This window comes from Kluyvera genomosp. 2, assembly GCF_036759865.1.
In the GTDB taxonomy this organism is placed as follows: domain Bacteria; phylum Pseudomonadota; class Gammaproteobacteria; order Enterobacterales; family Enterobacteriaceae; genus Kluyvera; species Kluyvera ascorbata_B.
In genome coordinates this window covers 1-12783 of record NZ_JAPKIA010000028.1, presented here as the reverse complement: position 1 = coordinate 12783, position 12783 = coordinate 1, and the positions used below count along the sequence as shown (strand labels likewise).

The window sequence follows — 12783 nt, the reverse complement described above, 5'->3', positions numbered from 1 at the left end:
TATTGCTAATTAAAATCACATCAACTACAACCATATCATCACAAGTGGTCAGACCTCCTACAAGACAGGGGCATTTCTCTATGATGATTTTGAGTATTGTTTTAACCATTGCTTTACTCGGTGCACTCTTCTATCACCGTGTCAGTTTAACGCTCGGTAGCCTGATTTTACTGGCCTGGACTGCTGCACTGGGTGCGTCAGGTCTGTGGAATTTATGGCTGCTGGTGCCGCTGGCCATTATCCTCGTGCCGTTCAACTTTACGCCAATGCGTAAAGCGCTGATCTCCGCGCCGGTCTTCCGCATGTTCAGCAAGGTGATGCCGCCTATGTCGCGCACCGAAAAAGAAGCGATCGACGCAGGCACAACCTGGTGGGAAGGCGATCTGTTCCGCGGCAACCCGGACTGGAAAAAACTGCACAACTATCCGCGTCCGCAGCTGACCGCCGAAGAACAAGCCTTTATCGACGGCCCGGTGGAAGAAGCCTGTCGGATGGCGAACGATTTCCAGATCACCCATGAAATGGCGGATCTGCCGCCGGAGTTGTGGGCGTATCTGAAAGAGCATCGTTTCTTCGCGATGATCATTAAGAGAGAGTACGGCGGACTGGAGTTCTCAGCCTATGCTCAGGCGCGCGTCCTGCAGAAGCTGTCCGGCGTTTCCGGCATTCTGGCCATCACCGTGGGCGTACCTAACTCCTTAGGCCCGGGCGAACTGCTGCAGCACTACGGCACCGAAGACCAGAAAAATCACTATCTGCCGCGTCTGGCGCGTGGTCTGGAAATCCCTTGCTTCGCGCTGACCAGCCCGGAGGCTGGCTCTGACGCAGGCGCTATTCCAGACACCGGCGTGGTCTGCATGGGCGACTGGCAGGGCGAGCAGGTACTGGGCATGCGCCTGACCTGGAACAAACGCTACATTACGCTCGCGCCTATTGCCACCGTGCTGGGCCTGGCCTTTAAGCTGTCTGACCCGGATAAACTGCTGGGCGGCGCGGAAGATTTAGGTATTACCTGTGCGCTGATCCCAACCAACACCCCGGGCGTTGAAATTGGCCGTCGCCACTTCCCACTGAACGTGCCGTTCCAGAACGGTCCGACACGCGGTCAGGATATTTTCGTGCCGATCGACTACATCATCGGCGGGCCAAAAATGGCCGGTCAGGGCTGGCGTATGCTGGTTGAATGTCTCTCCGTTGGCCGCGGTATCACCCTGCCATCGAACTCCACCGGCGGCGTGAAGTCCGTCGCGTTGGCCACCGGAGCCTACGCGCACATTCGCCGTCAGTTCAAAGTGTCCATCGGTAAAATGGAAGGGATTGAAGAGCCGCTGGCGCGTATCGCGGGCAACGCCTACGTGATGGACGCCGCTGCGACCCTGATTACCTACGGCATTATGCTCGGTGAAAAACCGGCGGTGCTGTCGGCTATCGTTAAATACCACTGTACTCACCGCGGCCAGCAGTCGATCGTTGACGCGATGGATATCGCCGGCGGTAAAGGTATCATGCTGGGCGAAGGCAACTTCCTGGCGCGTGCTTACCAGGGCGCACCCATTGCTATCACCGTGGAAGGGGCAAATATCCTGACCCGCAGCATGATGATCTTCGGCCAGGGCGCTATTCGCTGCCATCCGTACGTACTGGAAGAGATGGCTGCGGCACAGAATAAAGACGTCAACGCGTTCGACAAACTGCTGTTCAAACACATCGGCCACGTCGGCAGCAACAAGGTCCGCAGCTTCTGGCTGGGTATCACTCGCGGCTTAACCAGCGCGACGCCAACCCGCGATGCGACTAAGCGTTACTATCAGCACCTGAACCGTCTGAGCGCCAACCTTGCGCTGCTGTCCGATGTTTCGATGGCGGTACTGGGCGGGAGCCTGAAACGTCGTGAGCGTATCTCCGCACGTCTGGGGGATGTTTTAAGCCAGCTGTATCTGGCCTCGGCGGTGCTGAAGCGCTATGACGATGAAGGCCGTAATGAAGCCGATTTACCGCTGGTTCATTGGGGCGTTCAGGATGCCTTGCATCAAGCCGAGCAGGCGATTGACGATCTGCTGAAAAACTTCCCTAACCGTTTTGTTGCAGGCGCTTTGCGCGTGGCGATCTTCCCGACCGGCCGTCATTACGATGCACCGTCCGATAAGCTCGACCATAGCGTGGCGAAGATCCTGCAAACGCCGAGTGCCACCCGTTCCCGTATCGGCCGCGGTCAGTACCTGACGCCGAGCGAGCATAACCCGGTTGGCCTGCTGGAAGAGGCGTTAGTTGATGTGATGGCGGCGGATCCAATCCACCAGCGGATCTGCAAAGAAATTGGCAAAAATCTGCCGTTTACCCGCCTGGATGAACTGGCGCGTAACGCACTGGCGAAGGGGCTTATCGATCAGACCGAAGCCGCCATTCTGACGAAAGCTGAAGCGAGCCGTCTGCGCAGCATTAACGTGGATGACTTTGCACCGGAAGAATTGGCGACCAAGCCGGTAAAGCTGCCGGACAACGTGCGCAAGGTTGAAGCCGCGTAGCATCAATCCTCCCTGAGGGCATTTGCAGTAACAACGAAAACGGAGCCCATCGGCTCCGTTTTTTATTGGCTTTGCGCCGTTTTCTATTCAGCGTTTGCTACTTGTAATTAAACGCATCGGGGTGGTTTTCCAGGCTCCCGCTTAGCGCAGCAAATAGCACCGTTTTACCATCAATTGACAACGCGTCGCTCACGTTCAGCCAGGTAAGCTTCTCCTGGGTGGTTTTTTCATTCACCGTAGAGAAGACGCCTGACATTTGCTGCGATTTTTCTGACCACAGTACCGCCACGCGCTCCGAGCCGCAGTCATGCGGTTTACAGGCGCTCAGCACTTGCCAGGACTCGTTGCCCAACGTCACCGTTTTAGCTGGCGAAAATGTCCCGCCGTTGCTGACCCACGCGGGCAGCTTATGCCCTTTGACCATTTGATTAAACGCGGCTTTGCTGGTTTCGCCTTTCGCCAGGCTGCTGATAGTCACATCGCCCTGCGCCATCGCGCTGGATGCGCCAACCAATAGCGCTATCGTGGTAATGACTTTTAACATTATTCCTCCCGAGCCTATCCTGCTCTTAGTTTTCATCTTGTTAAGCGTGAGCGGCTACGCGTAAAAAGCAAATCAGTCATTTCTGATATGCGATTTATTAGCAAAATATTCCGTAGCGCGGCAACGACCTGATAAGGTGTTAAAGTTAAAAAAGAGCCCATACGACAGGAGCCAATCGCCGTGCCAGGTTTAAAGATAACCCTTTTGCAACAACCGCTAGTATGGATGGACGGCCCGGCGAACCTGCGCCATTTTGGCCGGCTGATGGAAGAGATTGTCGGGCGAGACGTGATTGTACTACCAGAGATGTTCACTACCGGTTTCGCAATGGAAGCCGCGAAGCAGTCAATGGTGGAAACCGACGTTATTGCCTGGATGCGACAGCAGGCGCAGCGTACCAACGCCCTCATTGCCGGTAGCGCTGCATTGCAAACATCTCGCGGCGCGGTTAACCGTTTTCTGCTCGTTGAGCCGGAAGGCCGGGTGCACGCCTACGACAAGCGACATCTGTTCCGCATGGCCGAGGAACATCACCACTATCTTGCCGGCGACCAGCGCATCGTGCTGACATGGCGCGGCTGGCGCATTTTGCCGCTCGTCTGCTATGACCTGCGCTTCCCGGTATGGTCGCGAAACCGCAACGACTACGATCTGGCGCTGTACGTCGCCAACTGGCCTGCCCCGCGCTCACACCACTGGCAATCGCTGCTGATGGCCCGAGCGATCGAGAATCAGGCCTACGTCGCGGGCTGTAACCGCGTGGGTACCGATGGCAACAGCCATCACTACCGCGGCGACAGCCGAATCATCACCCCACAGGGCGAAATCCTCGCGGCTGCCGAAGCGCATCAGGCCACCCGTATTGACGGCGAGCTCTCGATGACGCTGCTGCAGGAGTACCGCGAGAAATTTCCGGCCTGGCAGGATGCCGATCCGTTTGCGCTAGGCTGAAAGTCACAACGCGCCTCTCCGCACGGAGGGGCGAATGGTAAGATACGTCTATTTCGACGTCAGAAACGACGAAAGCCCGAATCATTGCTGATTCGGGCTTTCTGAATAGTGGCGGAACGGACGGGACTCGAACCCGCGACCCCCTGCGTGACAGGCAGGTATTCTAACCGACTGAACTACCGCTCCGCTGTGTTCCCTTGGGAACGAGGCGAATATTACGTATTCCCTGGGAAACCGTCAACGCTTTTTCTCTACTTTTGAATCGTTTGCTGCAAAAATCGCCCAACCGGCTATTTTCACAGCAAAAATGGCCTGTTTATGACCGCCAGAGGCAGCTTCCGCCTTTTTTCTGCACCAGGTCGAGGCGCGATTCGTGATTCACCAGCTCTTCGTCCGTGGCATAAACCACACGCAGCTTGCTTGCGGCACGCACAATGCGCTGGATGCCGGTATCACCCGCCTGCTGCTGCCCCTCACCTTCCATCGCAAATTTAATGGAGGTTTGTCCGCCGGTCATCGTCAGATAAACATCGGCCAGAATCTGGGCATCGAGTAATGCGCCGTGCAGCGTACGCTTAGTATTATCTATTTCATAGCGCGAGCATAACGCATCAAGGCTGTTACGCTTACCGGGGAACATTTTCCTCGCCAGCGCCAGGCTATCGGTCACCTTACAGAAAGTATCGGTCTTTGGAATACCACGATTAAGCTTACTAAACTCGTAGTCCATAAAGCCGATATCGAACGATGCGTTATGAATGACCAGCTCCGCGCCGCGGATGTAGTCAAGAAACTCATCGGCCACGTCGGCAAAAGTGGGTTTATCCAGCAAGAACTCGTCGGCAATACCGTGAACGCCAAAGGCTTCAGGATCCACCAGCCGGTCCGGCTTGAGGTAAACGTGGAAGTTGTTGCCGGTCAAACGACGGTTGATCACTTCGACGGCACCGATCTCGATGATCTTGTGGCCTTCATAGTGGGCGCCGATCTGGTTCATACCGGTGGTTTCGGTATCCAGAACGATCTGTCGCGTAATTGCAGTGCTCATATCAGTCATTTATGTCAGACTTGCCGTTTTACTTTCGATTGCAGATACAGGAAGTCTACCAGAGATGCTTAAACAGGTAGAAATTTTCACCGATGGCTCTTGCCTTGGTAACCCAGGCCCCGGCGGCTATGGCGCTATTTTACGCTATCGCCAGCGGGAAAAAACCTTTAATGAAGGCTATCGCCTGACCACCAACAACCGCATGGAGCTGATGGCGGCGATTGTCGCGCTCGAAGCGCTGAAAGAGCCGTGCACCGTGGTGCTAAGCACCGATAGCCAGTATGTTCGTCAGGGGATCACCCAATGGATTCATAACTGGAAAAAGCGAGGCTGGAAGACGGCGGATAAAAAGCCGGTGAAGAACGTCGATCTCTGGCAACGACTTGATGCGGCGCTTGGTCAGCATGAAATTCGCTGGGAGTGGGTTAAAGGCCACGCCGGGCACCCCGAGAACGAACGCTGCGATGAGCTGGCGCGTGCCGCAGCCTCCGCGCCAACGCAAGACGATACGGGCTACCAGCCGGAAGCTTAAGCGTCCGGCGGTTTGCGATACTGCCGCGTTGCGCCGACCGCCTGCGTGATGCGGCTTTTCGCTTTATTTTGCCGCATCGGGTTTAGCGTCAGCGGGATCGTGCGCTTACGCGCGACGATAACCTGCAGGCAGCCCAGCGCAGGTAGATGGGTGCTTAACATCACGCCCCCCTGCTTCGCCCACGGCAGCACCTGGAAACAGCCCTGGTGCAGCACTTCAAAATTCAGCAGCGACAGCCAGTCAAGCTGACGCGTCAGCGTAAACATCCTGCTGTTGTACGGCACAGATTTGCGCAGCACCGGAAACAGCTTGCGCAGCCCCATCAGACTAACCGGGTTGAAGCTGCTGATGATCAGCCAGCCATCGTCAATTAACACTCGGTCAGCCTCGCGCAGCATTCGGTGAGGATCGCTGCACCAGGGCAACGTATGGGCAAGCAGACAGGCATCGACCGATTTCTCGGCAAACGGCAAATGCAGCGGATCGGCCATCACCTGCATTGGGCTGCCCTCTAGCGAGATATTCACCTGATGGGAGATAGCACACGCTTCGGTGTTGATCTCCGCGCTCAGATTGCCCACCTTAAGCAGGTGAAAGCCGTAGAGCTTACCCAGCCAGGGTTTCAGTTGACGATCGATGGCCTCACGATAATATTCACCCCAGGGCATTTGTGCCCACGAGACAGGCGCTGAGACTGTTTGAGGTATCCTTGCCGGTTTCATCACAACCTTCCCTACGCGTAAGAGGTAACGAATGAATCTTAACAGTATTTCAGCGTTTCAGGACAACTACATCTGGGTTCTTAACGATCAAACAGGTCGCTGCCTGATCGTCGATCCTGGCGAAGCCGCCCCCGTACTGGACGCTATCGATCGTCACGGCTGGCAGCCGGAAGCCATCCTGTTAACCCATCATCATCACGATCACGTCGGCGGCGTGGCGGATCTGCATAGGCGTTTTCCGAATTTGATCGTTTATGGCCCAGAAGAGACACGTAACAAAGGCACAACAAAAATAGTTGCCGACGGCGATCGCATCCGCGTACTTGACCAGGAATTTCACGTTTTTGCTACTCCGGGACACACTTCAGGACATGTCTGTTTCTACAGCGCCCCTTGGCTTTTTTGTGGCGATACCCTATTTTCCGGGGGCTGCGGGCGATTATTTGAAGGTACGCCAGCCCAGATGTACCGCTCGTTGCAGCACATTAACAGCCTGCCGGAAGAGACGCTAATTTGTTGCGCACATGAGTACACGCTCTCCAACATGACGTTTGCCCTGAGCGTTTTACCGCATGATTTGTTCATTAACGAATACTATCGAGAAGTTAAGGAGTTACGTGCAAAAAAACAAATAACACTCCCCACAACTCTGAAAAAAGAGCGACAGATTAATCTCTTTTTAAGAACGGATGATATTGATTTAATTAATGAAATAAGCAAAGAAACAAAATTGCTACAATCTGAAGAGCGTTTTGCATGGTTACGGGCAAAGAAAGATAACTTCTGATACTTCCGGGTTGCGTTTTCGAAAGTTCGTCGTTATTATCGGTCGTCTTTTAAGCAACTATTGACACACACATGAAGGCAAAAGCGATATTACTCGCCTCTGTCCTGCTCGTGGGGTGCCAGGCGTCACAGCAGGGCAACGTCCAACAGCACGCACAGAGCCTTTCTGCGGCTAGTCAAGGGGAAGCAAGTAAGTTCGCTAGTCAGGCACGTTGGATGGACGATGGGACATTCGACATGCAGAATCAGGACTTGTGGGCTTACATTGGCGACGAGCTAAAGATGGGAATTCCGGATAATACCCGGGTTCGCGAACAGAAACAGAAGTACTTACGAAATAAGAGCTATCTCCACGATGTAACTTTACGGGCAGAGCCGTATATGTACTGGATAGCCGGGCAAGTTAAGAAACGTAACATGCCGATGGAACTGGTATTACTACCCATAGTGGAGAGCGCTTTTGACCCGCACGCAACGTCTGGTGCCAATGCCGCAGGTATTTGGCAGATCATTCCGAGCACAGGGCGAAATTACGGTCTGAAACAGACCCGCAGTTATGACGCGCGTCGTGACGTCGTTGCTTCCACAACGGCAGCACTGGATATGATGCAGCGTCTGAACAAAATGTTCGACGGCGACTGGTTATTAACCGTGGCGGCGTATAACAGCGGTGAAGGCCGTGTGATGAAAGCAATGAAAGCGAACAAGGCCCGTGGTAAGCCTACGGACTTCTGGTCTCTCCCATTGCCTCAGGAAACTAAGGTCTACGTACCGAAGATGCTGGCTTTGAGCGACATTCTCAAAAACAGCAAACGCTATGGCGTTCGTCTGCCTACGACTGACGAAAGCCGAGCACTGGCGCGTGTTCGCCTCGATAGCCCCGTTGAGATCTCTCAGCTCGCTGACATGGCAGGTATGCCGGTCAATAAGCTTAAGACCTTCAATGCTGGCGTGAAAGGCTCAACGCTTGGTGCAAGCGGTCCTAAGTACGTGATGGTGCCACAGAAGCATGCAGACCAGCTGCGTGAATCCCTGGCCTCCGGTGAAATTGCCGACCTCCAGCCAACGCTGGTCGCCGATAATACGCCGATGTCCAGCCGTAGCTATAAGGTTCGCTCAGGTGACACGCTGTCGGGCATTGCATCGCGCTTAGGCGTAACGGCAAAAGATCTGCAGCAGTGGAACAACCTGCGTGGCAGCAGCCTGAAAGTAGGGCAAAGCTTAACGGTGAGTGCAGGCAGCAGCGCTGCGCGTCTTGCCGATAACAGCAGCATTACGTATCGCGTACGTAAAGGCGACTCGCTGTCGAGCATTGCAAAGCGTCACGGCGTCAACATCAAAGATGTGATGCGCTGGAATAACGACGCAGGCAATTTGCAGCCGGGCGATCAGCTTACGCTGTATGTAAAAAACAGCGACCGTCCTGACTCCTGACAGGCAAACAATAAAAAAGGCACCGTCTTCCCCGGTGCCTTTTTTATGTCTCTTGCCCTATCTGCTCGGGCTAAATTCTACAATCAACGGATTATGGTCCGATGCGCGGGTCACCAGCACAGAAGCCTCTGTCACATTCAACCCTCGGTAAAAGACAAAATCGAGCGGGCGTCCAAACGCGCGACGGCGCTGATCGTCATCGAAATACACCGGGCGTAGCGACATATCACGTGCAAATCGATACAGCGCATTCATGCGTGGGCGGCTCCAGGCGTTAAAATCACCGGCCATAATCACCGGGCCGTTATGCAACGCAATTTGCTCGCCAATGGGCATCAGTTGCTTGCTGTAAACATCGACGCCAAGGCTAAAGTTCACGGCATGGATGTTCACGACCATCAGCAGGCGTGAGTCGGGAAGTGGGTAAACGGTTACTAACGCTGATTTCGCCAGCCGCAGAATAGGCTCACGTTCGCGCAGCGGGCAGCAGTAAACGGGCTGAGCGGCAGACAGCGTCATGACGCCAGAAGGATGATGAGGCAGTGCGAACGCCGGGACCTGATCGGCCGCCAGATAGTTAGTGGTTGCAAACTTCACTAGCTCAGGCGTTGTTTGCGCCTCCTGAAGTAACACCAGATGCGCATCTTTGCCGTACTTATTCAGCACCGACAGCCATTCTGCACGCTGCTGTTTAAAGATATTCCACACCAGGATGCGAATATTCTCTTCAGTGCTTAACGGCTTACCCACCGATAACGCCTCGCTCAGCCCGGAATACGCCCCCGGCGGCGGTAGGATCCGCTCCGCGGGTTGTCCGGCGATGTAGCGCATGGCGTAGGTATTTTTTCGCACTTTCTTTTATAACCTCAATAACCAAAGAACCCACCTGATTCCAGGAGGGTCCCTCAGTTATAGGGGCTTTTGCCCGCGGTTTCAACGCTATTTGTGATAAAGCCAGGTGAACTTATGTAAGCCTGCGCTTACTGAGATAATCCTAGCCTAGCGCCACGCGGACGGGTTTATCCAGACGGCCGCTCAGGGCGGTCAGCAGCAGCGCCACCACCACAATCAATGCGCCAATCCACGGAGTCTGTGCGAGGCCATAATGTTCAACGGTTTGCCCGCCGACGACAGACCCCAGCGCAATACCGACGTTGAAGGCGGCAATATTCAGACCAGAAGCAACGTCAACGGCAGCAGGCGTGTACTCTTCCGCTTTTTGCACGACGTAGACCTGCAGTCCAGGCACGTTGCCAAAGGCAAAGACGCCCATCACCAGCACCGTTGCCAGTGCTGCATACTGAATAGAGGCGGTGAACTGGAATACAATCAGCAGTGCGGCCAATGCAGCAAAGATAAATTTCAGCGCCGGCACCGCACCGTGTTTATCGGCCAGTTTTCCCCCCCAGATGTTGCCCACGGCAACCGCGACACCGTAGCCTAGCAGGATCCAGCTCACCGCGTTTGGCGTAAAGCCTGCGAGGTTTTGCATCATCGGTGCCAGGAAAGTAAAGGCGGTAAAGACGCCACCGTAGCCCAGTGCGGTGATCGCATAGATCATCAGCAAACGCGGGTGAGTCAGCACTTTCATCTGGTCGGCTAAGCTGGCAGGCGCGCGGCTTGGGATATTCCGCGGAACCAGCACGGCGCTAGCGATCAGTGCAATCACGCCCAGCATAGAAACGGCAAGGAAGGTCTCGCGCCAGCCAAAATGCTGGCCAATAAAGGTGCCCAGCGGAACGCCTGTCACCAATGCAACGGTCAACCCGCCGAACATTATTGCAATTGCCGAGGCCGCTTTCTCTTTCGGTACCAGACTGGTAGCTATCGTTGAGCCGATGGAGAAGAACACACCATGAGCAAGCCCGGTCAGCAGGCGTGCAACCACCAGTGTGGCGTATCCCGGCGCCTGCCAGGCCAGCAGGTTACCAACGGTAAACAGTACCATTAACGCCAGCAGCAGCTGTTTGCGCGGCAGTTTGCCGGTCAAAGCGGTGAGCACCGGCGCCCCGATAGCAACGCCCAGCGCATAAATTGAAACCAGCATCCCGGCGGAAGGCAACGAGATAGCCAGCTGTTCGGCGATCGTCGGGACCAGGCCGACAATCACAAATTCGGTTGTGCCAATTGCAAAGGCACTGATCGTTAAGGCAAGTAGCGCCAGCGGCATAATTAACTCCACATCATCAGTATTAAGATGACACGTAGTATGCCGTGGTGTTTAAATAACAAAAATATTCAAAATCTCAATAGAATTTTGCTTCAGGTGCAACAATGAGAGCCACATCAGAAGAGATCGCCATTTTTGTCGCCGTCGTGGAAAGCGGTAGCTTCAGCCGGGCAGCCGAGCAATTGGGCCAGGCTAACTCGGCGGTAAGCCGCGCGGTTAAAAAGCTGGAATCCAAGCTTGGCGTAAGCCTGCTCAACCGTACGACGCGCCAGCTTAGCCTGACCGAAGAGGGAGAGCGCTATTTCCGCCGTATGCAGGTGGTACTACAGGAAATGGCCGCCGCCGAGACGGAGCTGCTGGATACGCGTAATACGCCACGCGGGCTGCTGCGCGTCGACGCCGCCACGCCGGTGATGCTACATTTGCTGATGCCGCTGGTTCAGCCCTTCCGTGAACGGTACCCGGAGGTGACGCTGTCGCTGGTCTCTTCAGAGACATTTATCAATCTGATTGAGCGCAAGGTCGATGTTGCCATTCGCGCTGGCACATTGAGTGACTCCAGTCTGCGCGCACGTCCGCTGTTTAGCAGCTATCGAAAAATCGTCGCCTCGCCGGAGTACATTGCCCGTCATGGCAAGCCTGAGAGCGTCATCGATCTGAAGGAACACCTGTGTCTGGGATTCACCGAGCCCTCTTCTCTTAACACGTGGCCGGTCTACTGCTGTGACGGTCAGTTTATGGAGATTAGCTGCGGCATTTCATCCAATAGCGGTGAAACCATCAAGCAGCTGTGCCTGCACGGTAACGGTATTGCCTGCCTGTCGGACTTTATGGTGGATAAGGAGATTGCCAGCGGGGAGTTTGTTGAGCTGCTGGCCGATAAGCGTCTACCCGTTGAGATGCCCTTTAGCGCGGTCTACTACAGTGACCGGGCGGTGAGCACACGAATTCGGGCATTTATTGATTTTCTTAGCGAATATGTCAAAAAATAGCCCAGACGCGTAGTTCGTCCGGGCTTATCGAGGGTCGTTTGAGGGTTAAGGCAGAAGCAGGATCAATCCCACTGTGGTGCCAGGCCTTCTGGGCTGACCAGACGGTCATTGCACTCCAGTGCGGCAATCGCCAGTTTATCTTCAGCATCGAGCGTTAAGGTCAGCGCCAACAGGTTGCTGGCCAGGTTTTCGCGCTTGGTTGATGATGGAATCACCGCGTACCCTTCTCCAATAGCCCAGGAGAGGATCACCTGCGCTGGCGTGGCGTGATGTTTCGCAGCAATCGCGGCAATCGTTTCATCTTTCAGCGCCTTACCATAAGCCAGCGTCATGTAGGACGTAATGTGGATACCGTGCTCAGCGGCCCAGTCCACCACTTTACGATTCTGTAGGAAAGGTGACAGCTCAATCTGGTTCGTCGCAATGTTGTCTGCGCCTACGGCGGCAATTGCGCGTTCCATCAGCGGAATGGTGAAGTTAGAGATACCAATCTGGCGAGTCAGACCCAGCGTCCTGGCTTCCAGCAGCGCAGCCATAAACTCTTCAACCGCAACCGTGTCATTCGGCGACGGCCAGTGGATCAGCGTCAGATCGACATAGTCAGTTCGTAGTTTTTGCAGGCTCTCTTGCAGGCTGGTAATCAGCTTGTCTTTACCGAGGTTCTCGGTCCAGATTTTAGTGGTAATAAACAGCTCGCTGCGCGCTACGCCGCTTTCAGCAATCGCCTGACCAATAGCCGCTTCATTATCATAAATTTGTGCGGTATCGATCGCGCGATAGCCCAGCTCCAGCGCCGTTTTTACGGATGCGATAACAACGTCATCTTTCAGGCGGAAAGTGCCGAGGCCCAATGCAGGGATTGTCATGATCTTCCTCTTTATTTATCAGTATGGGTTAGTTGAAACCAGTATGACGAACGAGAGGATTGAGAAAAAGGGCGAGAAATGCAGAGGATTTTTGCTAAAACAGCAATAATTGAATGTAAGACAAAGAAAAAAGCCCTGAGCAAATGCTCAGGGCTCTTAATAAGTGGCGGAACGGACGGGACTCGAACCCGCGACCCCCTGCGTGACAGGCAG

At 54.7% G+C, this 12783-nt stretch carries 12 protein-coding genes and 1 tRNA gene; 6 read left to right on the top strand and 7 right to left on the bottom strand.

What is annotated here, in order from left to right:
• The first annotated feature begins 80 nt into the window (after positions 1 to 80).
• On the top strand, positions 81 to 2525 hold the full coding sequence (gene fadE, locus V6942_RS22420) for an acyl-CoA dehydrogenase FadE (protein WP_333501825.1): 2445 nt from the start codon (positions 81 to 83) through the stop codon (positions 2523 to 2525).
• A 97-nt stretch (positions 2526 to 2622) separates the two neighbouring features.
• Here fadE and ivy read toward each other — a convergent pair whose 3' ends face one another.
• Positions 2623 to 3069: an Ivy family C-type lysozyme inhibitor gene (ivy, locus tag V6942_RS22415; protein WP_106930389.1), complete on the bottom strand. Its 447-nt coding sequence runs from the start codon at positions 3067 to 3069 to the stop codon at positions 2623 to 2625.
• 180 nt (positions 3070 to 3249) lie between these two features.
• Here ivy and V6942_RS22410 point away from each other — a divergent pair, with 180 nt between their 5' ends.
• Complete coding sequence (locus V6942_RS22410) at positions 3250 to 4020, top strand: amidohydrolase (protein ID WP_106930391.1); 771 nt, start codon at positions 3250 to 3252, stop codon at positions 4018 to 4020.
• Positions 4021 to 4129: 109 nt separating this feature from the next.
• Here the strand turns inward: V6942_RS22410 and V6942_RS22405 are convergent.
• Positions 4130 to 4206: transfer RNA gene (locus tag V6942_RS22405), tRNA-Asp, on the bottom strand.
• A gap of 130 nt (positions 4207 to 4336) precedes the next feature.
• A complete protein-coding gene (gene dnaQ, locus V6942_RS22400; RefSeq protein ID WP_146145740.1) occupies positions 4337 to 5068 on the bottom strand; it encodes a DNA polymerase III subunit epsilon in 732 nt (243 codons plus the stop codon).
• On the opposite strand from dnaQ, the gene rnhA reads away from it, so the two are divergent.
• The gene (gene rnhA / locus V6942_RS22395; protein WP_181358051.1) at positions 5022 to 5600 is read left to right on the top strand and encodes a ribonuclease HI; all 579 of its coding nucleotides are present in this window, start codon (positions 5022 to 5024) and stop codon (positions 5598 to 5600) included. The genes dnaQ and rnhA overlap by 47 nt on opposite strands.
• On the opposite strand, the gene V6942_RS22390 is transcribed toward rnhA, so the two are convergent.
• The gene (locus V6942_RS22390) at positions 5597 to 6322 is read right to left on the bottom strand and encodes a class I SAM-dependent methyltransferase (RefSeq protein ID WP_106930400.1); all 726 of its coding nucleotides are present in this window, start codon (positions 6320 to 6322) and stop codon (positions 5597 to 5599) included. The genes rnhA and V6942_RS22390 overlap by 4 nt on opposite strands.
• Positions 6323 to 6353: 31 nt before the next feature.
• Between V6942_RS22390 and gloB the strand changes: the two genes are divergently transcribed.
• Both gloB and mltD read left to right on the top strand, forming a co-directional pair.
• Positions 6354 to 7109, top strand: a complete 756-nt coding sequence (gloB, locus tag V6942_RS22385) for a hydroxyacylglutathione hydrolase (RefSeq protein WP_106930402.1) — start codon at positions 6354 to 6356, stop codon at positions 7107 to 7109.
• A 71-nt stretch (positions 7110 to 7180) separates the two neighbouring features.
• On the top strand, positions 7181 to 8542 hold the full coding sequence (gene mltD, locus V6942_RS22380; RefSeq protein WP_333501824.1) for a murein transglycosylase D: 1362 nt from the start codon (positions 7181 to 7183) through the stop codon (positions 8540 to 8542).
• A 57-nt stretch (positions 8543 to 8599) separates the two neighbouring features.
• On the opposite strand, the gene V6942_RS22375 is transcribed toward mltD, so the two are convergent.
• Together V6942_RS22375 and V6942_RS22370 are read right to left on the bottom strand one after the other, a co-directional pair.
• On the bottom strand, positions 8600 to 9394 hold the full coding sequence (locus V6942_RS22375; RefSeq protein ID WP_106930406.1) for an endonuclease/exonuclease/phosphatase family protein: 795 nt from the start codon (positions 9392 to 9394) through the stop codon (positions 8600 to 8602).
• A gap of 142 nt (positions 9395 to 9536) precedes the next feature.
• Positions 9537 to 10712, bottom strand: a complete 1176-nt coding sequence (locus V6942_RS22370) for an MFS transporter (RefSeq protein ID WP_182929422.1) — start codon at positions 10710 to 10712, stop codon at positions 9537 to 9539.
• A 104-nt stretch (positions 10713 to 10816) separates the two neighbouring features.
• Between V6942_RS22370 and yafC the strand changes: the two genes are divergently transcribed.
• Complete coding sequence (yafC, locus tag V6942_RS22365) at positions 10817 to 11704, top strand: DNA-binding transcriptional regulator YafC (protein ID WP_106930410.1); 888 nt, start codon at positions 10817 to 10819, stop codon at positions 11702 to 11704.
• 62 nt (positions 11705 to 11766) lie between these two features.
• On the opposite strand, the gene dkgB is transcribed toward yafC, so the two are convergent.
• Positions 11767 to 12570, bottom strand: a complete 804-nt coding sequence (dkgB, locus tag V6942_RS22360) for a 2,5-didehydrogluconate reductase DkgB (RefSeq protein WP_106930412.1) — start codon at positions 12568 to 12570, stop codon at positions 11767 to 11769.
• Positions 12571 to 12783 lie beyond the last annotated feature (213 nt).

What these genes read in the sequence shown, in the direction of transcription:
- mltD (WP_333501824.1), top strand. Translation starts at nt 7,181, where the DNA reads ATGAAGGCAAAAGCGATATTACTCGCCTCTGTCCTGCTCGTGGGGTGC.
- gloB (WP_106930402.1), top strand. Translation starts at nt 6,354, where the DNA reads ATGAATCTTAACAGTATTTCAGCGTTTCAGGACAACTACATCTGGGTT.
- yafC (WP_106930410.1), top strand. Translation starts at nt 10,817, where the DNA reads ATGAGAGCCACATCAGAAGAGATCGCCATTTTTGTCGCCGTCGTGGAA.
- dkgB (WP_106930412.1), bottom strand. Translation starts at nt 12,570, where the DNA reads ATGACAATCCCTGCATTGGGCCTCGGCACTTTCCGCCTGAAAGATGAC.
- fadE (WP_333501825.1), top strand. Translation starts at nt 81, where the DNA reads ATGATGATTTTGAGTATTGTTTTAACCATTGCTTTACTCGGTGCACTC.
- ivy (WP_106930389.1), bottom strand. Translation starts at nt 3,069, where the DNA reads ATGTTAAAAGTCATTACCACGATAGCGCTATTGGTTGGCGCATCCAGC.
- dnaQ (WP_146145740.1), bottom strand. Translation starts at nt 5,068, where the DNA reads ATGAGCACTGCAATTACGCGACAGATCGTTCTGGATACCGAAACCACC.
- V6942_RS22370 (WP_182929422.1), bottom strand. Translation starts at nt 10,712, where the DNA reads ATGCCGCTGGCGCTACTTGCCTTAACGATCAGTGCCTTTGCAATTGGC.
- V6942_RS22390 (WP_106930400.1), bottom strand. Translation starts at nt 6,322, where the DNA reads ATGAAACCGGCAAGGATACCTCAAACAGTCTCAGCGCCTGTCTCGTGG.